Source organism: Leptospira weilii serovar Ranarum str. ICFT (assembly GCF_000332415.1).
GTDB lineage: Bacteria > Spirochaetota > Leptospiria > Leptospirales > Leptospiraceae > Leptospira > Leptospira weilii_A.
In genome coordinates this window covers 22,966-48,254 of the sequence record NZ_AOHC02000038.1, presented here as the reverse complement: position 1 = coordinate 48,254, position 25,289 = coordinate 22,966, and the positions used below count along the sequence as shown (strand labels likewise).

The following is a 25,289-nucleotide window of genomic DNA, read 5'->3' as shown; positions in this document are numbered from 1 at the left end:
TTAAAATCTTCTCAGAACGGGATTTCCGTAGGGATACGATTCTTTCAGATGAGAAAGAAAACCCGAATACGTAAACCAACCGCGGGAGCCGAATTCTTCCGGAGCTTTTTCGATATGGATTTCCTGAGCGGGCATAAAACTGAAACCGATTAAAAAGAATCTTTTTCCCTGTCGATCTTGTGCCGAATCCAAAATTACGGAAACGTGTCCGATCCCGCCGGTTTCGTTTTGAACGAAAAGATCTCCCGGTCTCAACTCTTTTTCCGAAATCGTTTTTCCTCCTTTTTTAAGGGAATACGAATTGGAGGATACAAACGCCTTTCTCAAAAAGGAAGAATAGGAAAGTCCGCTTTCGGAAAAAGACTTTCGATTTCCGTTATAATCGAAAAGATAAAGTCGGTTTAAACGGTTTTGCCGTTTATGATATTCCGCCCAAATACGCATCGAATAGTCCGCACATTGTTCCAAATCGTCCCTAAACAAAAGAGGAAGATCCAAGACCGCAATGGTATCGTAACGTCGAATGATATTTTCCTTTTTATAAGTCCAAAGCGTCGGCTCCGACTTTAACGGAAGGTTTTGTACGAAATCCGGAAAGGAATCCTTTTCGAATCGAATTCGTGTCGTCTCGGAAGGAAGATTGATTTCATTCACCTTGGTTGGAGCCGCTTCCAGACAACCGGAAACGGAAGAAAAAAATCCGAATAGGATCAAACCGAATAGGAAAAGTTTCCAAAAAAGAGATTTCATCTTTAGAACTTGTCCGCCAACCGTCCGATTTTATCGGAATGGCCGCAAATCTTTGCGATTGTTTTGAGATTTGGGACAAGCACTAATTTGATTTTAGACTTCGATACGATTCGCATTGGAATATTCAATTTTTAGAATAAGTTTAGTTTGGACCTTACACGTTTTTATTTTTTCTTTCCGATTTTTTCGGCGAGATCGACTAACAGACGAACCCCGTAACCGGTCGGTCCGTTTCCGATCTGGGTTCCCGAAGCCTTTTTTCTCCAAGCGGCCCCAGCGATGTCGATATGCGCCCAAGCGATTCCGGGATCCACAAATCTTTCCAAAAATTTCGCCGCGGATAAGGAGCCGCCCGCGCGTCCCGCGACGTTACGAATGTCGGCGATATCACTTTTTAAGTCTTCGGAATATTCGTCCCAAAGAGGCATTTCCCAGATTCTTTCGTCCGAAGAAGCCGACGCATCTTTGAGAAGGTTCGTGAGAGTTTCCGAATTACTCATCACTCCCGCCGCCTCGTGTCCGAGGGAGATGATGATCGCTCCCGTCAAAGTTGCAAGATCCAGCATATAGTCCGGTTTGAATTTTTTTCCCACGTAGGAAAGAACGTCTCCCAAAACCAGACGGCCTTCCGCGTCCGTATTTTGAACTTCCACCGTAATTCCGTTATGAGCCGTATAAACGTCCCCCGGTTTGATCGCCGCCGCGTCGGGCATATTTTCGGCGACTCCGATCGCCGCGATGACGGGAACACCTAACCCCAGTTCGGCGATGGCTCCGATCGCGTGGATCGCAGCGGCCGCTCCGCACATATCGTATTTCATTTCGTGCATGTCTTGTGCGGGTTTGATGCTGATCCCGCCCGAATCGAAGGTCAGACCTTTGCCGATGATCGCGAGTTTTTTCTTCGTGCTCGGTTTGGCGGGAGTATATTCCAAAATGATCATCTTTGCCTTTTTATCCGAACCTTCGCAGACGGATAGGATTCCTCCCATCTTTTCTTTTTTCAACTGAGGTTCGTCAAAGACTGTGATTTTGAGTCCGTTGTCCTTTGCGATTTCCTTGGATCTGGAAACGAATTCTTCCGGTGTGAAATGATTTGCCGGAAGATGTGCGATGTAACGCGCTCCGTTGATATAACGGCTGACTACTTTTCCGCGTTTGAGTCCTTTTTCGGCTTCTTTGATTTTTGCGGCGTCTTGGAGAATGAAGGAAACGTTTCCGGTTTTTTTGGAATTTTCCTTGTATTCTTTTGCGAGAACGTTGATCGCGTAAGCTCCTTGTTCCAAAGAGTTTACGATTTGATACACGAGAAGGTCGGCGGGAAGCGCGGTGGTGAGAACTTTTGGAAGATGAATTTCAAGTCCTACTCCGTCCCATTTTTTGAGTTTTTCTCCGAATTGAAAAAATTGCTGAGCGATTCCCCTCGTTTTTACTTTGGAAGAATCGCCTAACCCTAAGTAGATGATTTTTTCGGTTTCGTCCGTGAAAACTTGTCCGTTGTCTCCGGTAAAAATTCCGGAGGAAGTTTGGAGTGAAAATTTCGTCTTTAGGTTTTCGGGAAAGTGATCCTTTAAGAGTAGTTGTAATTTATAATACGCCTTGGAAGGATTTTTTCCGATCGAGGTTTGGATTTTATTCTTATCCAGTTTCATTTTTTCTCCAGTGTTTTGATGTCGGAAAGGATTTCATCCACGTGTCCTTTCACGCTTACCTTGGGATAAACTTTTAAGATTTTTCCGTCGGCTCCTATGAGAAAGGTGGAACGTACGATTCCCATAAATTCCCTTCCCATGAACTTCTTCATTTGCCAGACTCCGTAGTTCTCGCAGATTTTTCCGTCCTCATCGGAGATCAAGGTGAAGTTTAGCCCCTGCTTTTCAATGAATTTCTGATGCGACTTTACGCTATCTTTCGATACTCCGACCACGTTAAACCCCGTCTTTTTGATTCTCGAAAAATTATCCCTGAAATCGCAGGCCTCGGTGGTGCAACCGGGGGTTTGATCTTTCGGATAAAAATAGAGCACGGTTCCTTTTTGTCCGGTTACGTCGGTAAGTTTTACTTTTTCTCCTTTTTCGTTGAGTGCCGTAAAATCGGGAGCCTTGGATCCGGCTTTGAGTTCGCTCATGGAATACCTCTTTTGAATATCTTAGAATTTTTTTTTTGGAGCCCGTCGTCTTACAAGAGAGTTCTAAAAAAAATGTGAATTTCCGAAACCCCTAATTCCTACCGCTAACCCCCCTCGAAGTGTGGGAACTCCCGCGCTTCGAGGGGCGAGGAGTTAGACTTTAGGAGTTGGGATTTTAATTTGGACTTACCTGGTTCTAGAATGCTACAAATTGTCTTTGCCTGAAATACGTTGACCTTTTTTTCGAGTGAAAAAAAGGAAAAATGTACAAAAAACAAAAGTTAAACCAACTGAGAGAAGAACTTGAACTGCGTCGTTCTCTACGGATCGTGTTGGAGAAACTCGGCAAGGATCGAGGCGGGGTCAATAAATTGGTCATTCCAGAAAGTCGGATTTCCTCCGGAATTTAATTTATTGACCGGAGCGGAGAGCCCGGTCCTGCGAATACTCAGGTCGCGTCACTATCACGGATCGTTTCGCAGGAGCCGACCCGGTTCGTTTTTCACTTGCGAAAATCCGAAAAATGTCCGATGGTTTGGGTATGGATTCCAGAGAAAGGGCGGAAGCGATTCGAGAAGGAAATCGGGCCTTTAACGAGGGCGATATTCGAAAGGCCAGAGATCTTTTTATAAAAGCGGAATATAAGGACGGCCTGATTCGTTTAGGCGATCATTTTATGTACGAAAAAAAAATGCCCTTGCTCGCTTACGGTTATTATAAAAAAGCGGGTTATCAAAAACGGATCGATGAAATTTTCCAAAGAATGATCTGGGCCTTCAGTCAGTGGATCGGCGCCGATAAGTTTAAATCGGAGCCTGCGGACCCGACGGCACCGGGGGCCGGAGTTCCGACCACTTCCGATTTTCCGGAGGCTTCCGAGTTCCGGATCCATCCCTTGTTGCGACAAACCGCTCTGGACATTTTGAAAAAACGGGGAATTCAAATCTAAATTTTCGTAATAGGACCCACAAATCCTAATTTAGAGCTTGTCCCAAAACCTGAAATGTGGGAACTACTACGTTTTTAAACGACGGGAAAATCATCTTAAAGCCTAAAAACCGTAAAAGAGACGGTTTCTGTGGGAACTCCTGCAAATTTTTGGGACAAGCTCTTAGCTCGGTTGAAATCGAAACACACCTTGAAATCCAAACTTAACTTCTTTTTCATTTTGCCGATAACGATCGTCGTAGCGGCGGCGATAGGGGCGCCGTTCGACCCGTCGTTTGTCGCATCCGTGTCGGAAGTTTTCACTTCGTTTAACAATAAACGATCGAAGCCGAACGAAAGGGAATTTCTCGCTTCCACTTGGTCCTCCGACATCGTCGCGATGACTCAAAACATACATTTATACGACGAGATCCATCCTTTTCTTTATACCTTGGAAGGGGGTAGGACCAATACCGGCAAGATCAAATCGGTTTGGGAACCTCAGGCTCAGGCAGTTTATATCTGGGCTTTGAAAACGATTTCCCCAAAGACGAAAATCATACCGACCATCTTCCGATGGGAGAACGATTTTGAAAAAGTTTCAGACGCGATCGGATTCAACGGAAACACTAAGATACGGGACTATCACATTCAACAAATCTTAAATGAAATCGAAACCTACGATTACGACGGGATCGACATCGATTACGAAGGAATGACCTGCGATAAAAAGGAAAGTTTCGAATCGTTCCTAACGCTTCTTTCCGGAGAATTAAAAAAGAGGAATAAACTCCTTTCGGTCGCGATTCATCCCAAAACTTACGCCGAAATACCGTCCGAGTATTTTTGTAAAGAAAACGGAAAAAAGATGCAGGTGGATTTTTACGAGTCCTATCGGGGACAACTTTCACACGACTATGAATTTTTGGGTAAGGTGGCCGATAAAGTCAAGATCATGGCCTACGAACTACATCCTAGGAAAAACGCTTTTCCCGGTCCCGGTCCTCAGGCGCCTTCCTGGTGGATCGAAAGAATATTAGAATATTCTACTAAAAAAATTCCGAATATGAAGTTGTATATGGCGATTCCGACCTACGGCTACGATTGGCCGTTAAACTGCGATATTCCTTCCAAGGCGGTTTTTTATTCCCGTGCTCAACATATCAAAACGAACTGGAATCCGAGAGTCGAGGAGCCGACGGACGTAATAAAGATCTTTAAAGACTCTAAAAAATCGGGGGATTGGATTTACCTTCGTCCTTACTTATATCGTCACGAAGGTCGTGTTTACGACGATCCTTCCCTTTGGTACACTTTGGGGGGTTGCGATCGTGTTGCGTTTTATATGAACCGAAGATCCTTCGAAACGAAAATGAATCTATTAAAAAAATATAAAATAGCCGGATTCTCATTTTGGCAGCTGATCCGGGACAACGATCCGGAAATTCATTCCTATCTTAAGTCGATGATTCAAAACGAACCCGAGAACAAAGAAAACGTTTCGAAGCGGTTTTGATTTCTTTGGGACCGTTTCGGTTCGATACGACGAATGCTTGACAATTGAGAACGAGTATTTTCGTTTGCTCATGATCAAAAAGAACAGTAACAACTTTCGCAATTCAAATCGGGAAAAAGGAATGTCGTCGGTGCGAGGTTATACCGTTAACGGTTCGCTTTTAGTCGATCGGAAGTGTGTAGGCAAATTGGGACCGAAAAACAATTCGTCGAGTTTGTCCGAGGTGGCCGTTCCAAAGGATCCTCGCGATACGATGACTCCCAAGGAAGTTGCGGCTTTGTTAAAACGAACCATCAGAAGGGTCGGCGATTATCGTAGAGAAGGATTACTCGGAAAATTTTGGAGATTGACCGATGGAAGTATTCTTTATTCGAGAGCGGGGGTTGAGGAATTTTTTAAAAGTCATTTTGTGGAAACCGAGCTAGGGGGCAGTGAATAGATGTTAGGGGGTCAATGGTTCGCTGAACCTTCGTAACTGGCGGTTCGATTCTTCTCTCAGTTGGTTTAACTTTTGTCTTTTGTTCATTTTCCCTTTTTTTCAGTCGAAAAAAAGGTCAACGTATTTCAGGCAAGGACAGGTTTTTACAAGAATTTTTCCGAAGAATCTTTTCCATAACGTCGAATTTAGTTTTTTTATAATTTTTTTGCAGAAATTCGATCCATTCCGTACTTTCCGGGAACCGTATCCGGTATGGGAACGTTATGGCTACAATCGGATTTTAAAATCAGCTCGACTCTTACGGAAAATCGTACCGAGACGGTGACTCTTTTGATTCCGGAAGAAACGTGGATCGGTTTTTCCGAGAAAGATTTGCAAGAGCTTCCGAGGAAGATTCCTGAACTTTTGAGAACGTATGGAAAGTATCTTTCCGCTACGAAACGTTTGGGTAAGAAGGCCGGGCGAACCTTGTATCAGCCCAGTCCGGGTAAACTAAAGATGAAACGCGTGAATATTCGGCTTAGCACAGGGAGTTGGACTCTCTTTGGTGCGCTCGCGCAGGCTCATGGAGTGTCGCGTTGTTATCTTTTCAATTATCTGCTGTGGTTGGAGGACGTCGGAGTCGGGGATTCTATCGTGGATACGTTAAATGCGGGAGTTCCCACATTTCACCGGTCTTACAGTTATATTCTCCACCTCGACCTGGTAGACAACCAAGTGACCCGCAAACTACGCTGCCGACCCTTATCCCATTTTTACGCATTGGATTACAGAGATTGGTTTCCGACATAAAAAACGCGGACTCGATATAACCAATGCGAAAGCGATTGAGCGTGAAAACCAAAACGTGAACTTTGGACAAATCCGCCAAAAATCCTAAGATTTTAGAACTCCCACGCATTGCATTGCATCGGAATCATGTACAAGAAAAAATATAAATGAATCTTAATATACCGAAACTCCATAAAATTTTAAAGAACTTTCAAGAGAATGTTTTAGGACCATACAACGTTCAAATTAAAAACCTGATCTTAGAAAAGGAAAGTTCGGATTACGGAGCCTGCAACTTTGAACTGAAAAGTCGGAAGATTACGTTCCGCGTGGCAAAAATCACCCCGACTAAAATCGGACAATTCGTAACGCTCTGGAAACGAGACGCCGACGGAACGCCGATTCGACCGTTCGATATACAAGACGCGGTGGATTATTTTATCATCCTCGTTTATGATCAAAATCGTTCCGGACAATTTATCTTTTCAAAAGAGGCCCTGTTGCAAAAAGGAATCTTAACGGGAGACAAAGAAGGGAAACGCGGATTTAGAGTTTATCCGCCTTGGAATATTCCTCCCAATTCTCAGGCCGAAAAAACTCAGAGTTGGCAGTCGGAATACTTTTTAGAAAATTTAAAAAACGAGCGACCGGATGCAAGCCGAGTGAAAAAAATTTTGAAGTTATAAAGAAGTTTTGTGGCAGACTACGATTTTCCCCGGACGTCGCTTGCAACGGTTAGACTGTTTTACCGCGTAGGCCCTACGTTTTGGATCGGATACTTTGAAACTTTCAAAAAACCTAATATTTCCCCGAACTCATCCCGACGCGGAGAACTTTCTTGTCGAACTTACCCACGCTCGTTTTAGGAATCGCATCAATTGATCTTCATCATCGTGGATTTCACAAGATTTTCCCCTGACTTAAAGCCGGATCGGATTGGAAACGGAATTTTTGCAATCCTCAAAAGTCCGTCTATAAAAGATCGATTGAAAGTCAAAGATTCTTCGATTTACTGAAATCGATTTTTACAATCGACAAATCGATTCTCCATTTTGAAACGAGAGCCGATCGAAAAATAACCGTTTGACAGACGGGTTTTCCGGTTTGGAATGGAATCGGAGCGTACGTTTGGAGTCAAAAGAACCTAGTAAAAAAAAATCGGGTTGGCTGCTTTATATAGCGGCGGGAATTCTCTTATTTTCAGCTCTCATTTTTTTGATCGGCAAATTCAATCGGACCGGATTGGAAGAAAAAATCGCCGCGGGCAAACCGATTTATTTTCTCTTTCACGCGGTCGGAGATTCGCAGGAATACGAGTTCGGTCTTTTAGCCGCACTTTTTCCGTCTAACAACCGTTGTGCGTTATACTTCATTCATCCGATCACATCTTTTGACGATCCGGACGATTCTTTGGATCTTCTCAAATCGGGCGCCAAGTCTTCGGTCAAAAGCGCCGTCACCGATTTGATCGACGTCAAACCGCATTATACGATTTCCCTTTCCGCTTCCAACTGGATTCGTATCGTGGATCTCCTCGGGGGCCTGAGAGTTTATACGGACAACAAAACGGTTCGTAATTCTTCGCTATACAATCGGGAACCCGGAGTTTATACGATGTCCGGTCTGGACGTTTACGACTACACGAGTAAGATGGACAAAAAAGAAACTTTGGATTACTTGGAAAGAATCAGTCGTCAAGAAAGTGCGGTTCTCACTCTTTACGAAACTCTTTCTCAAAGAAAAGAATTCTTAACGACTCCTCTTCTCGTTTTTGCACACGGTTTGATCGAATCGGATCTTTCCAAGGAAGATTTTATTAGCCTCGTACAGTTTATCAATTCCAGAAGAATTCAGTTCGGAATTTCGGAACTTCCGGGCGAACCGGCTAACGATCCGAAGACGAAAAAACTCTATCTCAAAACCGATATCGCAAGAGCGAGAGTCGCTTTTCGTAAATTCTCCAAGGATATGAACGCGGACGTTTTTACGGACGCCGAGTTTGCCAGAACGGAAGTTTTAAACGGAACCGAAGTGGCCGGTCTGGCAAAGGACGTTCGCGGAATTCTTTCGGATAAAAGAATCAAGGTGCTCGCGGCGGATAACGCTTGGAAAAAAGGATTTCCGAAAACCGTCGTGATCGATCGATCCGGCAACACCGCGATTATGGATCGTATATCAACAGTATTAGAAAAAGCTGAAGTACATCACGTATTGAGAAAGGACTTGGGCTTGGACGCGACCGTCGTCGTAGGCTCCGATTACGAACCGAGAAAATAAAATTATGAGCCCCGCCCGCCGACAAAACCCGACTACCCAGGAAATTCTACGCACCATCTGCGATATTATGACGGATAAAAAATGCGAAGAAATCAGCGTCTTAAACCTCGAAGGTGTCAACAGTTATCTGAGTTACTTCGTCATCTGCACGGTCAATTCCGCGGTTCAAGCGAACGCGGTCGCAAGAGAAGTCAGAAAAACATTAAAAGAATATAAACTATCGCACAAGGAGGCGGATAAAACGGGAACGTCCGCGACTTCCGGTTGGACGCTTTTGGATTTCGGAGAAATCATCATTCATATCATGACTCCGGAAAAAAGAGAATATTATAATTTAGACAAACTCTGGCGTGACGCAAAAAGAATCGAACTCTAAAGGAGACGCCGTTCCTTTCGGAGAGCGGTCTATCAAAAATGATTTTTAACTCGGCGGTTTTCATTTACTTTTTTCTCGTCGTCTTGGTCGTTTGTTATTTTTTTGCCGCAAAAAAAACCTCCCGAAACGTCCAAAATATCTTTCTGCTGATCGTGTCCTACGTCTTTTACGGATGGTGGGACTGGATCTTTTTGACTCTGATTATTTCCGTTACCGTTTCCAATTTTTACATCGCGCTTCTCATCGAACAAAAAGAATCCGCCAAGATCCGAAATCGACTTCTGCTTTTGGCGGTAATCATCGACGTGGGGATGCTCGGTTTTTTCAAATATTATAATTTCTTTATAGAGAATCTGAACGCTGCCGTAAAAACGTCCGCGGGACTTTTCGGAGCGCAGGCCCCGACCCTTTTTCAGGACGCCACGTTTCTTCAGGTAATTCTTCCCGTGGGGATCAGCTTTTTTACGTTCCAAACGCTTTCCTATGTGATCGACGTGTATTACCGCAAACTCAAAGCGGAAACGAATCTGATCGACTTTTCGTTATTCGTTTGTTTTTTTCCTCAGTTGGTCGCGGGGCCGATCGAAAGGGCGGAGGATCTGCTTCCTCAAATCAAAAAAGACAGAAAGATCGATCTCGATTTTTTTTACAAAGGTTGTCTTTTGCTTCTCGTAGGTTACTACATGAAAACCTACGTCGCGGACAATCTCGCAGAACTCGTCAATCTTGTGTTCCTAGACAGTCCGTTGGTTTATAAAACGAATCCGGATCTCGCGGGCGGTCATTCCGCGATTCATACGCTCCTTGCTTTTTTGGCGTTTCTATTTCAGATCTATTGCGACTTTGCGGGATATTCTTACATTGCCAGAGGTTCCGCGTTTCTTCTCGGATTCAATCTCAGCGAGAATTTTATCACTCCCGAATTCAGCGTAAATTTTAGGGAACTCTTCCGAAGATGGCACGTTACGCTCAACCGATGGTTTACGGATTACGTCTACATCCCGTTAGGCGGAAGTAAGGTAAGTAAACTTTATAATTTTAGAAACCTGTTCGTCATTTTCGGTCTTTCCGGAATCTGGCACGGAGCGAGCTGGAACTTTGCGTTTTGGGGACTTTGTTGCGGACTTTATATCGTTCTTTATATGGTTTTTCGGGAACCGTTCGAAAAACTCAAGTTTGCGGTTAAATCCGAATTTCCTTTTTTAAATCATACTTTTTTCACGAAAGGGTTTTTCTTTTGGTCCTGTTTTTTTACGTTTTTTATGTTCTCCATGACCTCGATCTTTTTTAGAAGTTACGACATGACCCATGTAAAAGTGCTTTTCTTAAGTATTGTGGAAAACTTTTTCACTCTCAAAGGTCCGAACGATCGGATCAGCGCGTCCAACTACTTTACGGAAATCTTAAAGATTGCGGGACCGCTGATCGTCTGGGATTATTTTCATTATAAGAATAATTCGGCTTTCTTTATATTCGAAAAATCTGTTGTAGTCAGAATCCTTACGTATGTCTTTTTCTTTTATTGTATAGTTCTAAAAGGTGTGTTCGGCAAAAATGTCATTTACTTCGCTTTTTAAGAATAAGGTCGTTTTGATTCTTATCGGAACGGTAGTATCGATCGAACTCGTCGCCAAATTTACGGAGATTTATTTTTACGAACACACGGAAGTTTTTTTAGTCAATAACGTCCGTAAAAAAATGGAATCCGGAGTTCTGGACTACAAAGGACTCGTATTCGGAGATTCCAGGAGTATGTCCCTAATTCCCGCGGCGGAATCGAAAATTTATAACTTCAGCCTTCCCGCGATGGGTGCGAGGTATTACGCGTATTATCTTTCGAAGTATCTCAAAGCGGGAAATAAAAAACCGGAATTTATCCTGTTCGCTTCCAGTCCGGGTTTGATTGCCGGAGGTTACGGAGACCCGATCATAGATCCGAACCTCGTCAAATACGCCAAACCGAATATGAGTCTTTCTGAATATTTGGAAAATCGTTTTGTTTCCGGTCTGACGTATAAGAATTTTATTATGGAAGGTTCTTCCGAGAACATGCAAAAAACGGCATCCGAGATCAACTGGAAATTTTTCTCTCATAGAATTCTTCACTTATTTTCCATAGGAGAAATGTTCGAACAATACAAAGGGCCCGAACTTCTTTACGTTCTTTCGGCGTCGGTTCCGAATCTATTTTCCACGTATCGATATCGCAAGGCCCTTTTAAACGTGTTTTCTTACGAGAATTACAAACCCGCCGAAACGACGATGAAACTCGATTGCGGATGCGAAGAACTTTACACTCTTCCGTGTATGGCTCCCGAAAGTAATTTCAGGGACAATCGATGGGTTTCGGAAAAGTTAAACTTTCAAAACGGGGGATTGAACATCTCAGATCGAATCAAACCGCAACATGCGATTCTGTATCGGATGAGTCGGGACAAACTCAAGGAAGAAACCCTTTTTCCTTACAAAAAGGAACCGAGTTTCGACTTTAGGGCGTTTGAGGATTTTCTTATATACGCCCGCACCCAAAACATTGACGTCTATTATATCGTAATGCCTTTTCCGGATTACATCGAGTCGACCGGATACTTTTCCAAGTTTTGGAAAGCGTTCGAGTCGCTCCAAACAAAATACCCGCATCTCAAGGTTTTACGTTTTGAAAAACAGTTTATAAAACCTGAATATTATTCGGACCAGATTCATCTCAATTGCCAAGGCGCAAAAGTCGTCAACGAAATGTTTCACAAACTCGGATATTAATCGATCCATAGATAAGCCCGATTACCGACGAGCTGAACCCATAGAGAACGACCTCCGCTTTTTACTTCAAACAACGAACTCCCGCGTAATTGCCGAGGTGATCCCAACGAATTTCCCCCTTAAAAACGTCCAGATTATAAGCCCCGTTTTCACCGACGGAAATGGTGGAGGACCAATATCGCTTGTCCGCGTCGTTATCTGTCGTCCAGGATTCGGTTTCTCCGCTTTCGTAAGAATCCTCCAATTCTTCGATCGTAGGGAGGCGAAGATCTCTGGAACTACAAATTTGGCTCGCTTGATACCAGTTATAACTTCCGTCGGCGGGCTCCCAGAAAAAATCTTTTTGAGAGGATTGCCTTTTGATTTTTTTATTTTCTGAGTTTGATTTTTGAATATTCGAAGATTGGAATATGCTTGTTTTTGCAACCGTTGGACGATTGATTTCGTCTTGAAAATGAATGCTGAAGAGTTTTTTAAATTCCCGATTCGGGAGACGAACGCCGCCGTCCAAAATTTCCTTGAGTTTGGATTTTGCGGAACCCCAAAAAAGTCCGGTTTTACTTTCCCAATCGGCTCCGAGTTGATGGCTATTGACGATCTGCGTCGGATTTTTCGTTTCCAAACCTTCGTGTAAAAGCGAGTCCAATTGTTCTTGAAGGGAAATCGGAACCTTGAGTTTTTGATTCACTCGTTTGATTTCTTTTTTGATTCTTTCGATTTGAACAAGACCTGCAAACTCCGATTTGGCGAGAGCCGAGATTCCTTCCCGAAAGGCTTCGTGAATTTTATCCTGGTGCGATTCTTTTTCCTCTTCCGAATCGGCCAAAGCCTCCGCGGTGAATTCTTTTTCAATGAGAAGATAAAGGGTTTCCAGACGATTGGTCAAATACGAACGTCCCGTTTTTTCCGCGGTTTCCGATTTTTTTTCGATGGTTTCTCGAAACGATTTGTAGGACGTATCGTTTTTTTCGGAAAGTTCTTTCAAAAGATTTGTATAGAGTTTGGAAGAAAGAGAAAAATCGAATTGAGAATAAGCCTGATCCGCTTCTTTTTCCTTTAATGTAAATAAGGCCAGTTCCACCTTGTCCTTTCTCTCTTGAATACTTTGTCGGATTTGAAGTTGCCTGTGTTTTTCCGGAACCTTCGCGGAATATTCTTTTCCGAGAGAGACGTAGTCGGTCAGACGTTTTTCCAAGTCCTCGGGGTTCGATTGTTTCGACTCGAAAAGATTCCGATCCAAATCGTTTATCTTTTCCTTATATTCCAAACTGTAATTATTCGTAATACTCGTTTGAATTTCCCGGATGAACGGTTCGAGTTTTTTCAGAGACTCTTGCGAAAGACGATCGTTAAAGGCGCTTAAAATTCGGTCGTAGATTTCCGTGGATTCGGCGTAATCTTTGGAAAGACCGTACTTGGCGGCTTGATCCAATTCTTCTCTGATTTCTTCCAAAATGCCCTCCAAAATTTTATCCGAGGTTTTGAATTCCATGGAGTTAAGATTGGTTCCGGGAACGGGTTTGATTTTTAAAAATGCGACGCTTAAGTTTCCGTTTGTGGATGCGGGGATTTGATGCGGATCTAGGTTGTATTGAAGGTCTAAAAGTTTTTTACCGGATTCCCCCGCATAATAGTCCGAAAGAAATTCGGGAAACTCCATTTGAAACGTGGACTTGATGGAGTAGTTTAGAGTTTTTGAATCTCTCGTTTGATTTCTAAGAGAGACGTATACGAGTCCGTTTTTGGAAGAGATCGTACCGGAAATCACTTCGTTTGCGTCGATCGCGTCCGCGATCTGTTTGATGCAGATTTCATCGGAACAATCCAACTTCTGAAGAGTTTCCACTTGTTTGTAAAGAATCGCCAGAGATTCGTCGTCAACGATCGTATGTTTACCTTCGAAGTTTCTGAGGATGGAGTTGATGATTCCGTTTCGAAACCGATTTTCCAAACCGGCGTTTAGATTTCCTTCCACCGTCAGTTTGTGGATATAAATTTTAGAATGTTTTGCCTGTGCAAAAACTCCGAACGGAATCCAGAGAAAAAAAAGCGGAAACAAAAAGAATCTGACGTACATCAAGATGATCCTAACGTAAAGTATAACTCAAAATCGTCGCCTCGTCCGCAAACATCGTTGAAAGAAAACTTAGCCGTTTCGAGAAAATCGCAATCATTGCTCATAACTATATAATAAAGTACCTATTATCTTGCATTGAAACCGTATTTGCGATAAAAATTAACGGTACTCGATTTTTATAGAGATCATTAACAATGATCTCGAACGAATCAAAAGTAAACAATTATTTGGAATTTTGAAAATAGTATTTACAATCTTTCCGATCGGAAACGATTAGAATTTCGGAAATCGAAAACGAATGGATGAAGTTAGGAGAACCCACAATACGAAACGAACTTTCGGGATGAATTTTGAAAAATATCCTTTCTTATGGTTCGTTCTAATTCTTCCGTTGGGAACCGTTTACGCGGAATCCTTTTCTAATATCGCATTCTATAATCTTAAGAAAGAAAGACTTGTTCTTTCCGTTTCTCTAAAAGAATTTTCGCCAGAGGACGTACTGATCCTGAATTTTACGGGTTCCCAATGCAAACCGTGTAAGGAACAAATTCCGGTTCTTTTGGATTTTGCAAAACAAACCGACATTTCTGCGGCGGGAAAATGGAAGGTTTTTCTTTGGGTCGTATTTGTAGGAGACGATTTTAAAACCGGAAAAGAATATTCAAATTTATTAAAATTGGAGAATGTCGCCGAAACGCTCGTAGATCCGTTGTCTTCGAGTTATACGCAGGCGAAAATATCCGGTTTGCCTACCGTTTTTGTTTTGAATTCCAACCGGGAAATTCTTTTTAAAACGGAAGGTTATAACGAATCGGGAACCGTCGCTCTGAAAAATTTTTTATTCTCTTTGGGAAAATAAACGGTAAGATCGGTGATTCCATGAATTCGTTTTCTATAAATCACATTCAAAAATCTTAAAATCAAAAACAATCCGTCTAAGTTGTAACACATGAAGATCATCGCCGCCATCATCAAGGACCTCGGGGACAATTTCCGAGTTCGGAGAATCCTTCCTTCCGTCGAAGTTCGCCACGTAGGCCCGTTCGTATTTGTGGATCACATGGGGCCCGTTCCCATTCAAACCGGAAAAGAACTCACGGTTCGTTCTCATCCGCATATCGGACTGGCGACGATCACTTATCTTTATGACGGAATCGTTCTCCATAGGGACAGCATCGGATCGGAAACGCCGATTCGTCCTTACGAAGTGAACTGGATGACCGCAGGTTCCGGAATCGCACACAGTGAACGTTCTCAATTGGATCCGCAATATTCGATCTTGGAAGGAATACAAACTTGGGTCGCCCTTCCCAAAGAATCGGAAGAAGTGAAGCCGGAATTTTTTCATCTCGATCGAACCGACATTCCCGTGATTGCGGGAGACGGATGGGAGTTACGACTTGCAGCCGGTGAATTTTTAGACAAACGTTCTCCGGTAAAAGTATATTCCCCGCTTTTTTATGCGGACTTGGACGCGCGGCCCGGCGCCAAAGGAGAATGGAAAATTCCTTCCGATCAAGAATCCGCTTTGTATGTCGCGCGGGGAAGTTTGGAAATACAAGGGCAAAAGATTCTCGAAGGGCAGATGGCCGTGTTTTGTCCGGGAGAAAGGATTTCTTTTACTTCGGAAGCAGGAAGTCGCTCGATTCTTTTGGGAGGAGTTCCGTTTCCGGAGCGCCGTTATCTTTGGTGGAATTTTGTTTCCACTTCCTTGGAAAGAATCGAAAGAGCCAAATTGGAATGGAAAGAAGAACGTTTTCCGTCGGTTCCGGGGGAAACGGAAAGGATTCCTCTTCCGCAAACGTGAATTAGAAGATTAGAGTTTACACCAGGGGGCTTCCGAAATTTTTGGTTTTAGAATGGAAATCCGCAACATAGCAATCATCGCCCACGTAGACCATGGGAAAACCACACTTCTGGACGGAATCCTCCGTCAAACCGGCGCCGTCACGGCCAAAGAGGACGGAGAAAGGATCATGGATTCCAACGACTTGGAAAAGGAAAAAGGAATCACGATCAAAGCCAAGAATACCGCGGTGATTTACAAAGGAACCAGAATCAACGTAGTAGACACTCCCGGTCATGCGGATTTCGGCGGGGAAGTGGAGCGCGTTCTTTCTACTGCGGATTCTTGTCTTTTACTCGTGGACGCTTTCGACGGACCGATGCCTCAGACACGTTTCGTATTGGGAAAATCCCTTCAACTCGGACACAAGCCCATTCTGGTAATCAATAAAATCGACCGTCCGGGTGCAAGACCAGAGGCGGTTGTAGATATGGCCTTTGATCTTTTTTCCGATCTGGGAGCGACCGACGAACAACTCGACTTCCCGATCGTGTATGCATCCGCAAAACAGGGTTGGGCCGTGCATAATCTGAGCGAATCCCCCGGCACAAACTTGGACCCGCTTTTAGACACGGTTCTCAAACACGTTCCGCCCGTGCAAGCGGACACGGAGGCGCCGCTTCAATTTCAAGTGACTTCCTTGGATTACAACGACTACGTAGGAAGAATTGCGGTCGGAAAAATCTACGCGGGAAAGATGGCGCTCGGAATGAACGTTATACAGCTTGCGGCGAAAAAATCGGACACGGCCACGTCCGCCGATACGGCTCTATTTCGCATAACAAAATTATACAACTTTGAAGGACTGAAACGAAACGAAGTCAACAACGCGGAAGCGGGCGACATCGTAGCGATCGCCGGACTTCCGGACGTATTTATCGGGGACACGATCTGTGAGCCCGGCAAACCGTCTCCGAGACCGGCCATCGAAGTCGAAGAACCGACCGTATCCATGTTCTTCATGGTAAACAATTCTCCGTTTGCGGGAAAGGAAGGAAAGTTCGTAACGACCCGAAATATCCGCGAACGTCTGGATCGGGAACTCGAAACCAACGTAGCGATGCGACTGGAAGAAACCGAGGACAAGGATCGTTTTAAGGTTCTCGGACGCGGAGAACTTCATTTATCCGTTCTGATCGAGACAATGAGAAGGGAAGGGTTCGAGATCCAAGTATCCCGTCCCGAAGTAATTTTAAAGTCCAACGAACAAGGTCAAAAGCTCGAACCGTATGAGTATTTGGTAATGGACATTCCGGATCAGTTTACCGGTCAGATCATTGCGGAACTCAACCGTAGAAAGGGCGAACTTCAGTTGATGGACGCGCATCCGTCCGGAATGACTCGTGTGGAATTCGTAATTCCGACCCGAGGGATCATCGGGTTCCGAGGATTTTTTATCTCCGAAACCCGGGGCGAGGGAGTCATGTCTTCCCGTTTTCTTCGATTTGACGTTTATAAAGGAGAAATCCCGGGTCGGAAGAACGGCGCTTTGATCTCCATGGACTCCGGAGAATCTACGGCTTACGCTCTTTGGAAAATTCAGGAAAGAGGGGAATTGGTGATCGGGCCGAACACCGCGGTTTATCCCGGAATGATCATCGGAATCCATTCTCGCGAGAACGATCTCGAAGTGAATCCGGTAAAGGAGAAGAAGCTGAGTAACGTGCGTTCTTCCGGAGCCGACGAGGCGATCCGTTTGATCCCTCCTAGAAAATTTTCCTTGGAGCAAAACATAGAATTTTTGGACGACGACGAACTTTTGGAGGTAACTCCTTCCAGCTTACGCCTTCGTAAGAAGTTCCTCGACGCAAACATGCGTAAACGCAACAAGTAAGATTACATCCGAGGGTCTTGGAGTTTTTCGAGATCCAAGACTCTATATGGATTCAATCAATAACCTTTTCTATCTATTTCTAAACGATTCCTTTTACTTCCGCAGTTGTAAAACTTGATGCAGTTTATCGACATCCTTCTCCTATAAGTTTTCCGCAGGATTTATCTTTTTCTTTTTTACCTATTTATAAATTCATCGGATCCGTACTAAAAAAATGGGAACCTTTTTAAACTTCGTTCTGTCTTTTTAAAGCACATTCAAAAATTAAAATGTATTTTTTCAATTTTTGGACGTCGTTTTGAAATTGCGATAAGTCGATATGAATTTTTATGACTACGATTTATTGTTTTATAAGGGGGGAAAAAAATCGAAATGAAACGTGTTGTCGCTTTGTCGCTTCCGTTTTGTTTGGATATAAACCGGACTTATACGATTATTTTGTACGCTTATTGTTCGGACTTTCTTCAAAATTGTAACGATAAAGCGTATAAAATAATGGAAACTCATGAATTATTTGGTTTATCAAAATGTTAAATAATATTAAGATAAAACGAAATTTTACGCATATCGAATAAAACTTTTTAAATGGAAATTAAGAAAAGTGATGAAAGCTTTCATTAAGGATCTTTGGTTTCATCGTGATAACGAGATTCAGCCTCTCAACGGTCTGAGAGCGTTTGCGATTATTTTAGTCATTCTCAATCATTATGCTCTTGTTTGGAAAAAGGCAGATAAGTTTCAATCGGATTCGCTTTTCTGGTCGGGGGTGGATTTATCCTTTGTTCTCAGCGGTTTTTTGATTTCAAAAGGGCTTCTGAGCGATTGGACTCGCAACCACGGAACGATTGATTTTAAAAAATTCTATCTGAAACGTACACTCAGAATTTTTCCGGCTTATTATTTTTTTATCACTTTCAGCTTGGTCGCTTCCAATTTCGCTCTCAAAATCGCGCAGGAGAAGGGCCTCGAAAAAGAAGCTTACGTGCTTTCTTTTAAACTTTCGGATGCCTGGGGAGATTTCGTATTTTTAGGAAATTATTTTCCGGGAATGAATATTCATACTTGGTCTTTGTCCATAGAAGAACAATTCTATTTGATCTTTCCTCTTTTTTGTAGTCTGATACTGTTTAAAACGGCTCCTAAATTCAGGCAACTTCTCCTCTGGTGTTTGGTTTTGATTCCTACGTTTGCCCGTGTGATCGTTTACACGACTACAACCGCGCCTTTGACTCCGGAATATTTCAACGAGATCTATTTTCCTTTTCACACTCGATTCGATTCCTTATTGATGGGGGTGATCGCGATGGATCTTTATACGGGCCGTCAAACGTGGATGGATCGGTTGAGAGCGGACAATCGATTGTATTACTTTCTTTTATTTTTGTTTTTTTCCTTTTTATCCATATCTCACTGGGTCAATCTGAGTACGGATAGTTTTTTTACCCACACTTTCAAATACAATCTTTTGAATATAGGATTTGCGGGAATCCTGTTGCTCGCAGCGGTTCGTTCGGAAGGTTTTTTGGGACGTTTTCTAAGTCTGAAATTTTTTATTCCCGTGGCGAGGTTGAGTTTTACGATTTATCTCTGGCATTTGATTTTGATCGCGGTTTCCTTGTCGATTTTAGGAATTCGAACGGAACCTAGTTCCACCTTCGCACTTTTGTTTCAGTTTATTTTCGTGTTGATCCTGATCTTTACACTTTCGATCCCTTTTTACATTTTGATCGAATATCCGTTTCAACAATTGAGAACGAAAATTCTTCCTAAAAAAAGATCGCGCGAGGATTTGTTCCAAGTTCAAACGGAGTCTCCCGTTTAATTTTTAGGGATCTTTCTTAAACTTTTCGACACATATACGCCGAGTTTCCGGTTAAGGATAGGATGCACATCAGGAAGATATTATACATGCGGATAACGATCGAAGTTTCAGAGCGGTATAAGATATGGATATGAAAACAATTTCATCAAAATCATTTTTTATCCTTCAAGAATATTCTAAAATTCTAATGCGCGTTCTTTTTCATTTTTTCGTATGGGCTGTTTTATCGCGGTCCGCATCCGCAGAAGCTATAAAACCCGGCTTTCCGGTAACAGCTCCGGAGGAAACCGCGCAGAGTTTCGAAAAAATTCCTGTCTATCAAAAACGTTTCGGAAGGACTCGTCCCGTGGTTGCGGTGATCGGAGATAATTATATGACGGAACTTACCGATTATATAATTCCTTACGGGGTTCTGGCTCGTTCCAAGTCCGCCGATGTATATACCCTTGGAATTTCGGCGGCTCCGATGGATCTTTATCCGGCTCTGAAGATGATTCCTCAAGAATCGATTTCTTCCTTTGATAAAAAATTTCCTACGGGTGCGGACTATGTGGTTGTTCCCGCCGTTCATCATTCGGAAAATCCGGTCCTTTTGAAATGGATAAACGGGCAAACGTCCAAGGGCGCAACCGTAATCGGAGTCTGCGACGGAGTTTGGGTCGTGGCAAATGCGGGTTTGTTGAAAGGAAAACGAGCGACCGGTTTCTGGTATTCGTTGAACGATCTGGAAAAAAAGTTCAAGGATACGAAGTGGATCCGAAACAGACGGTATGTGGTCGATCAAAAGATCGTAACAACGACCGCCGTAACCGCTTCGATCCCGGTTTCTTTGGCATTGGTGGAAGCGATCGCGGGTAAGGATCGCGCCTTCAAAGTTGCCGCGGAATTGGGAGTGACCGATTGGAGTCCGATTCATGATAGCAACCGATTTCGTTTAACAATCGATTCGATTTATACGGTCGTCTCCAATACGATATTTTTCTGGTCTCATGAAGAGATAGGAATACCGGTTTTTTCCGGAGTGGACGAGATCAAGTTGGCCTTGGTTGCGGATGTGTATTCGAGGACTTATCGTTCCCAGGCTTTTTCGGTCGCTTCCTCCGGAGAAACGATTCCGACTCTGAACGGATTGAGTCTGATTCCGGATCGGGTTTTCGATCGAGCCGGTTCTTTGGATCGAATGTTGCCTACGTTCGATTCCACACCCGCCGTGATCGTACTCGACCGCACTCTTGCGGAAATCAGCGAACTTTACGGACGTTCCACCGCGGCCTTTGTCGCCCTCATCTTAGAGTATCCGCGATTTTAAATTTAGAACTTGTTAAAACCTTAAATGGAATGCGGCCGATTTTCGTTGTAACGATTTACTTGGATCATAAACTTACAATCCTTCTTAACGTGAGTTCGACGGTTGAAATCTTGGGCGAATCAGAAACTCAGACGCGTTCGCTCCCTGGGCGCCGACCCATAGGAAGGCGTTCACTGAGTTTCCTGGGTCGCTCCGCAGTTCGCGAATTTCATAACTAAAATCGGCTCGCGATCTGATAAAGGTCCGTAAAAAACGTTATCTTTCGTTCTTTAATTTTTCGATCTCCCGGATGAGTTCTTCCTTGTTTATGTTCGGGTCGGATTTGAGTTTACGAATGAGTTCGTCCGCTGTGGCTCTTTTGTTTACGGCTTTTTTATCTACGTTTCCTTTTAGGATTACCGGATCCCCGACGGATACGGAAAGAATTTTTTTACCGTCGAACGGCTCCAAGACGACGGACTGTTGAAAAACTTCCACAACCTTACACGGAACCTGGTTTTTTCCCACAAAAAAAGTCATCCCCGGTTTGATCGGTTCCGTCTTTGAAAAAACGGATACGATTTGTCCCGTGCCGTCTTCGGTTCTCTCATAAAAAACGACACCCGCGATTTCGTTATCGATCATTACGTTTTTTTGATTTACCTGAGTCGAAATTCTTCCTTGAAACGAGTCTCCGATCTTAGTAAACGTCATATTCGAAAATTTTAAAGTCCTTCCGTCGGGAGAAATTTCTCCGAGAATACTTGCGCTTAAAGCCGCGTTGCCGACTTCTCTCACTTTAGAAGCCGCTCCCATTTCGCTGAGTTTCCAACGTTTCGGATCGGATTCTCTGGCCCCCATGTGAGGCTGGTGAAATTCTTGATAGAGAGATTCTTGTAAAAGGATTTCGTTTTCGCTGGTTACGATTCCACCCGTTCTGATCCTCCATTCCTCCCTATTTTCGCTGGCGATAAAGCTGAGTCTCACGATGGTTTTTCTTTCGAAGGAAAGATCCCCGTTCGATTTCGGGAAGATGCTCAATGTTTCGATTTTCATTTTGTCGCTTTTGGCCCATTGAGTCGTTTCGGAAGAAAGATAAAATCCGGCCAGATCCGGATTTGGGGGAATCGGTTTTCCTCTGAGGTTTGCGCCGCAATCGATAAACAAAACACTATATAATAAAATAAGAATGTATTTGATCCTTGTTTCCATAAAAGTCCCGAATGTTAGAATCCGATTTCTTTTGTAGGGGTAAAGTATCTTTTTAACGACTTTTTTAGAAGAGAATCATCGGTTTGTCACACAAATCCCGTTGGCCCCGACAGTCTTTGCGATACTGGATATGGAGCCGCCATTGAAATTGATCACTAACCCTTGGTTTAGATTTGTCTCGTCGGTCGTGGACGTCCAAAATGTGCCGGACGCAAAATTGGAAAAGACCGCGGGAACGGCCGGATTTCCCGCACCGGAATGATCCACTATACTTAAAAGTTCGTTGACGTTGGGCAATCTCCAATCGTTTCGTCCGGCAAATGGGAATGGTGGGACGGCGCTGTTTAAGCCGTTACACCCGTTGAATGCCGATTGTTGGTTTCCGAAGGATAAAACTCCGGCGGTACAATTTACATTCGATTTTCCTAATGCACATTTCGACCAGAGCAGATTCGTATTTCGGTCGGTAACGGTTCCGTTTCCGTTGTCCTGGAACGAGAAGGCGGGGGGAGGGTTTCCGGATACACAACGTAAAAAACCGCCACCACCGGCTTTGGGACGAGATGAGATCGGCAATCCTGTCGATAGGAAATCCACTACCCAAACAGATGTCCCATCGAATGGGGGAGGGGTACTTGTCAGATAAGCGTTAGCTGGATCGGTGTTTGGAAACTGTACATTTTCCAAATGGGGTACATTCGAAGAATGGAAGAGGCTAAGCAGTTCTTTGACTTCCGGAATCCTCCAATCGGTTCTACCCGCGTAACCGTTCCCTCCGTTTTGAGCGTTCAGGCCGGAACAAGTTCCCGGACCTCCGAGCGTCGCCGTGTTCCAATCTGTATTGGTTGCCGCACCGGCGCCAATCGCACAGGTCGGCCCGCTTTGGCCTTCCGCGCAACTCTTCCAGGTTAAACCTTTTACATTGTCGAGGCTAGTATAATCCGTTAGATATTGAGAATGTTGTGTGGGACCTGTAAAGGAACGGGCGCTTGGCGTATCCGGAAATGCCCCGTCGTGTCCGGTACCATTGCATACCAAGGGTATCCCTGCGGCATCCCAACATTGGTTTTGCCCGGAATCTGTGATTGTACCTAAACTAAAGAGAGGGCCGGGCGATGTTGCCGTAGGTGGTACAATCGGTGTTTGAGGCTCCTCGACTTCACTTGCATGGGGGGCTAAGTAGTGCTGGAGCATTGCCAATGGAGGTTCGGGTTTGGAGGGTGGGTGAGCGATACACTTTGAAGCCAGAAGGATTGAGAAAAATAAAAACGTGAATTTTCGATTCATGGAACCTCTTCGCAAAAAACCTTAAATCATTCCGGATGAATGTGGATTGATTTTAACTTAGAGATATCATAGATACAATTCATGTTATCGTACGATATTAATAAAATAAACTAGTGTTTATATTTAAAATATGAACTATTTAAAAAGCCCATACAACCGGAATGGAAGACTTTTATGGGCTAAGGCGATCGTATCTTCCGCCAAACGATAACCCGTAAAAAGCGGTTCGTTTTGTATAGGTCCGATTGGCGATCTCCCGTCGATATTTGGGGGAGTTCCGTGTTCTGTATCGACATGAGGATTGAGATGGTGTTTCAGAAAGTCGATCAGTTCCGACAATTCACCGAATCTTGACTCGAGGACTGTGATCTTGATCGTTTCGTGGATTTCGGCGCGTAACCTCGGTGATTTTATTGACAAGATTTGTGGCGTTCATCCAGGGGATTGCCTTCTTTTCAGTTTACTTTTAACGTGATCAACGGTTCGCACTTTCCCAATCGTCTTCAAAACCTTCTTTCAGAGGAATCATTTCAAAATAAATCTACTTTTTCCCTTTGTTTCCGCATTAAGTTATAACTTGAGTTCTTTTCGTTGGCTCAGAAGTAAAGGAAAGGTAGTTTATTTAGATTCGTAAACGCCAGTAAATTGAGGAGATACAAAATGAAAGAATTCTTACGGAAAACGATAACGGGGGCAAACGTTCTCATTCTTCTATGTTTAAGTTCGTATTGTGGAGGGAAACAGGAAGACAATTCGGCCTTGTTGTCGCTTTTAAATTCCCAACAATCTTTCACTACGACTGCGATTGGTCCGGCTGCTGCCATGGGAGAGGGGGAAACCTGGGAAAATTCTCAGGGAACGAATATACAAACGATTTCGAATTCCCAGCAGGCAAGCGGGGACGGATCCTTATCCGACCTTACGGTTTATCTCATCCCAGGTGGGAGAAAAGTAGAAGTGAAACCGGGAGAAGACGTTTCTAAAAAAGTGAAAGTCCAAGTTGCGAACTTCGGAGGTACTCTTGCGAACGGAAGTAATCCAGCTAACGAAGGTTATATGGTGGATCTGATTCTTTCTCAGGATTCGTTCGTACCGGAAGGATACGCTCCTTATTTCCCCGACTTTAAAGAAGACGTTTTATTGGGCGGCGGGAGAATCAGCCATACTCCGGATTTATTTTCGGGAGCTCTTGCCTTTGTGAGCGAAGGGTCCAATATCATTCCTAAAAATGTTCCTCCGGGTGATTACAATCTTTGTGCAAGAGTGGACGCGGGATCCAAAGTAGCGGAATCGAATGAACAAAATAATACGGTCTGTATTCCGATTACGGTTCAAACTTCCGAACCGCTGCCGGATTTGATCATTCCACGCGCATCGATTTATCCGAGCGGAATGAAATGCAGAGCGGGTAAACCTCTGATGTATGTCACGGCCGAGATCAAAAATATCGGACAAGGACCCAGTCCGAAAAGGTTGGATGTCGGTCTCTTCAACGTGTTGCACGTGAGGAGTGAAAGATGGGAGAACGGCGGTACCCAAATCGAATCCATCGAACCGGGAACTTGGGGAAATGGAGTCGGGCTCGAATCCATACAACCGGGCGAGACGGTTACGATAACACTTTCGATCGGTCATCTGAATGTGGATTCTTATTATATGGAAGGCAAACATACCTTTGATCTAAGGGTCAATCGTGGAAATTGGATTCAGGAATCGAACGTGCAAAATAACGAGTACAACAAAAAGATTATAGAATATACGATCCCCGAAGGATTTTGTAAAAGTCATCCGGGTTGATTTGATCTTTGATCGTTTGAAAAGTTTTATTTGAAATATCCTCTCAATTCTCAAAAGATAATCGGGCTTGGGGAAAAGATCTCTAAGCCCGATTTTTCATTTTTAAAGAAAGGAAACACAAAGAAGGAAACACGGACAACTTGTAAGTAACGTGAGTTTGCGGTGAAAATCTGGGCGAATCC

24 protein-coding genes and 1 pseudogene are annotated in these 25,289 nt (G+C 43.7%); 17 read left to right on the top strand and 8 right to left on the bottom strand.

Annotation, left to right across the window (positions count from 1 at the left end; genetic code table 11):
- From LEP1GSC060_RS12645 to bcp, 3 genes are all read right to left on the bottom strand, one after another.
- On the bottom strand, window positions 1-750 hold the full coding sequence (locus LEP1GSC060_RS12645; RefSeq protein WP_003005365.1) for a DUF4846 domain-containing protein: 750 nt from the start codon (window positions 748-750) through the stop codon (window positions 1-3).
- Window positions 751-914: 164 nt separating this feature from the next.
- A complete protein-coding gene (locus tag LEP1GSC060_RS12640; protein WP_003005209.1) occupies window positions 915-2,402 on the bottom strand; it encodes a leucyl aminopeptidase family protein in 1,488 nt (495 codons plus the stop codon).
- Window positions 2,399-2,878 carry a thioredoxin-dependent thiol peroxidase gene (bcp, locus tag LEP1GSC060_RS12635; RefSeq protein WP_003005110.1) on the bottom strand — a complete coding sequence of 160 codons (480 nt, stop codon included), beginning with the start codon at window positions 2,876-2,878 and terminating at the stop codon, window positions 2,399-2,401. Before bcp ends, LEP1GSC060_RS12640 begins: the two co-directional genes overlap by 4 nt.
- A gap of 263 nt (window positions 2,879-3,141) precedes the next feature.
- On the opposite strand from bcp, the gene LEP1GSC060_RS20035 reads away from it, so the two are divergent.
- The 6 genes from LEP1GSC060_RS20035 (at window position 3,142) to LEP1GSC060_RS12610 (ending at window position 7,217) form a co-directional block, all read left to right on the top strand.
- On the top strand, window positions 3,142-3,288 hold the full coding sequence (locus LEP1GSC060_RS20035; protein WP_155119680.1) for a hypothetical protein: 147 nt from the start codon (window positions 3,142-3,144) through the stop codon (window positions 3,286-3,288).
- A 113-nt stretch (window positions 3,289-3,401) separates the two neighbouring features.
- Window positions 3,402-3,827, top strand: a complete 426-nt coding sequence (locus LEP1GSC060_RS12630) for a hypothetical protein (RefSeq protein WP_080634567.1) — start codon at window positions 3,402-3,404, stop codon at window positions 3,825-3,827.
- Window positions 3,828-4,112: 285 nt separating this feature from the next.
- Window positions 4,113-5,321, top strand: coding sequence for a glycosyl hydrolase family 18 protein (locus LEP1GSC060_RS12625; protein ID WP_230458333.1), 1,209 nt, complete (start codon window positions 4,113-4,115; stop codon window positions 5,319-5,321).
- 121 nt (window positions 5,322-5,442) lie between these two features.
- On the top strand, window positions 5,443-5,760 hold the full coding sequence (locus tag LEP1GSC060_RS12620) for a helix-turn-helix domain-containing protein (RefSeq protein ID WP_230458329.1): 318 nt from the start codon (window positions 5,443-5,445) through the stop codon (window positions 5,758-5,760).
- Between the two features lie 252 nt (window positions 5,761-6,012).
- Entirely contained in the window at window positions 6,013-6,552 is a 540-nt protein-coding gene (locus LEP1GSC060_RS12615) for a DUF1564 domain-containing protein (RefSeq protein ID WP_003005377.1), read from the top strand.
- Between the two features lie 146 nt (window positions 6,553-6,698).
- Complete coding sequence (locus tag LEP1GSC060_RS12610) at window positions 6,699-7,217, top strand: MepB family protein (protein ID WP_003005153.1); 519 nt, start codon at window positions 6,699-6,701, stop codon at window positions 7,215-7,217.
- Between the two features lie 112 nt (window positions 7,218-7,329).
- On the opposite strand, the pseudogene LEP1GSC060_RS19540 reads toward LEP1GSC060_RS12610, so the two are convergent.
- Window positions 7,330-7,416, bottom strand: a pseudogene (locus tag LEP1GSC060_RS19540) (acyl-CoA synthetase); the annotation flags it as partial.
- Between LEP1GSC060_RS19540 and LEP1GSC060_RS20585 the strand changes: the two are divergent.
- From LEP1GSC060_RS20585 to LEP1GSC060_RS12590, 5 genes are all read left to right on the top strand, one after another.
- The gene (locus LEP1GSC060_RS20585) at window positions 7,410-7,547 is read left to right on the top strand and encodes a hypothetical protein (protein WP_003005176.1); all 138 of its coding nucleotides are present in this window, start codon (window positions 7,410-7,412) and stop codon (window positions 7,545-7,547) included. The pseudogene LEP1GSC060_RS19540 and the gene LEP1GSC060_RS20585 sit on opposite strands and share 7 nt — an antisense overlap.
- A 67-nt stretch (window positions 7,548-7,614) precedes the next feature.
- Entirely contained in the window at window positions 7,615-8,808 is a 1,194-nt protein-coding gene (locus LEP1GSC060_RS12605; RefSeq protein ID WP_003005061.1) for an LCP family protein, read from the top strand.
- 4 nt (window positions 8,809-8,812) lie between these two features.
- The gene (gene rsfS / locus LEP1GSC060_RS12600; protein WP_003005460.1) at window positions 8,813-9,184 is read left to right on the top strand and encodes a ribosome silencing factor; all 372 of its coding nucleotides are present in this window, start codon (window positions 8,813-8,815) and stop codon (window positions 9,182-9,184) included.
- A 38-nt stretch (window positions 9,185-9,222) separates the two neighbouring features.
- A complete protein-coding gene (locus LEP1GSC060_RS12595; protein ID WP_003005420.1) occupies window positions 9,223-10,761 on the top strand; it encodes an MBOAT family O-acyltransferase in 1,539 nt (512 codons plus the stop codon).
- Window positions 10,739-11,944 carry a hypothetical protein gene (locus LEP1GSC060_RS12590; RefSeq protein ID WP_003005172.1) on the top strand — a complete coding sequence of 402 codons (1,206 nt, stop codon included), beginning with the start codon at window positions 10,739-10,741 and terminating at the stop codon, window positions 11,942-11,944. The genes LEP1GSC060_RS12595 and LEP1GSC060_RS12590 overlap by 23 nt, the downstream gene beginning before the upstream one ends.
- 61 nt (window positions 11,945-12,005) lie before the next feature.
- On the opposite strand, the gene LEP1GSC060_RS12585 is transcribed toward LEP1GSC060_RS12590, so the two are convergent.
- The gene (locus LEP1GSC060_RS12585; protein ID WP_003005449.1) at window positions 12,006-14,021 is read right to left on the bottom strand and encodes a hypothetical protein; all 2,016 of its coding nucleotides are present in this window, start codon (window positions 14,019-14,021) and stop codon (window positions 12,006-12,008) included.
- 298 nt (window positions 14,022-14,319) lie between these two features.
- On the opposite strand from LEP1GSC060_RS12585, the gene LEP1GSC060_RS12580 reads away from it, so the two are divergent.
- The 5 genes from LEP1GSC060_RS12580 (at window position 14,320) to LEP1GSC060_RS12560 (ending at window position 20,832) form a co-directional block, all read left to right on the top strand.
- Window positions 14,320-14,880, top strand: a complete 561-nt coding sequence (locus tag LEP1GSC060_RS12580) for a TlpA family protein disulfide reductase (RefSeq protein ID WP_003005182.1) — start codon at window positions 14,320-14,322, stop codon at window positions 14,878-14,880.
- A 90-nt stretch (window positions 14,881-14,970) separates the two neighbouring features.
- Entirely contained in the window at window positions 14,971-15,828 is an 858-nt protein-coding gene (locus LEP1GSC060_RS12575) for a pirin family protein (RefSeq protein WP_003005453.1), read from the top strand.
- Between the two features lie 52 nt (window positions 15,829-15,880).
- Window positions 15,881-17,701, top strand: a complete 1,821-nt coding sequence (typA, locus tag LEP1GSC060_RS12570; RefSeq protein ID WP_003005229.1) for a translational GTPase TypA — start codon at window positions 15,881-15,883, stop codon at window positions 17,699-17,701.
- 604 nt (window positions 17,702-18,305) lie between these two features.
- Entirely contained in the window at window positions 18,306-19,523 is a 1,218-nt protein-coding gene (locus tag LEP1GSC060_RS12565) for an acyltransferase family protein (protein WP_003005238.1), read from the top strand.
- 130 nt (window positions 19,524-19,653) lie between these two features.
- Complete coding sequence (locus LEP1GSC060_RS12560; protein ID WP_036096400.1) at window positions 19,654-20,832, top strand: DJ-1/PfpI family protein; 1,179 nt, start codon at window positions 19,654-19,656, stop codon at window positions 20,830-20,832.
- A gap of 255 nt (window positions 20,833-21,087) precedes the next feature.
- On the opposite strand, the gene LEP1GSC060_RS12555 is transcribed toward LEP1GSC060_RS12560, so the two are convergent.
- The 3 genes from LEP1GSC060_RS12555 to LEP1GSC060_RS12545 all read right to left on the bottom strand — a co-directional run bounded on the left by LEP1GSC060_RS12555 (window position 21,088) and on the right by LEP1GSC060_RS12545 (window position 23,730).
- Window positions 21,088-22,023, bottom strand: coding sequence for an LIC12353 family lipoprotein (locus LEP1GSC060_RS12555; RefSeq protein ID WP_003005330.1), 936 nt, complete (start codon window positions 22,021-22,023; stop codon window positions 21,088-21,090).
- Window positions 22,024-22,098: 75 nt separating this feature from the next.
- The gene (locus tag LEP1GSC060_RS12550; protein WP_036096367.1) at window positions 22,099-23,310 is read right to left on the bottom strand and encodes an Lcl C-terminal domain-containing protein; all 1,212 of its coding nucleotides are present in this window, start codon (window positions 23,308-23,310) and stop codon (window positions 22,099-22,101) included.
- A gap of 135 nt (window positions 23,311-23,445) precedes the next feature.
- Window positions 23,446-23,730: a hypothetical protein gene (locus tag LEP1GSC060_RS12545; RefSeq protein WP_036096365.1), complete on the bottom strand. Its 285-nt coding sequence runs from the start codon at window positions 23,728-23,730 to the stop codon at window positions 23,446-23,448.
- Window positions 23,731-23,970: 240 nt separating this feature from the next.
- Here LEP1GSC060_RS12545 and LEP1GSC060_RS12540 point away from each other — a divergent pair, with 240 nt between their 5' ends.
- Complete coding sequence (locus LEP1GSC060_RS12540; RefSeq protein WP_003005135.1) at window positions 23,971-25,107, top strand: hypothetical protein; 1,137 nt, start codon at window positions 23,971-23,973, stop codon at window positions 25,105-25,107.
- Window positions 25,108-25,289 lie beyond the last annotated feature (182 nt).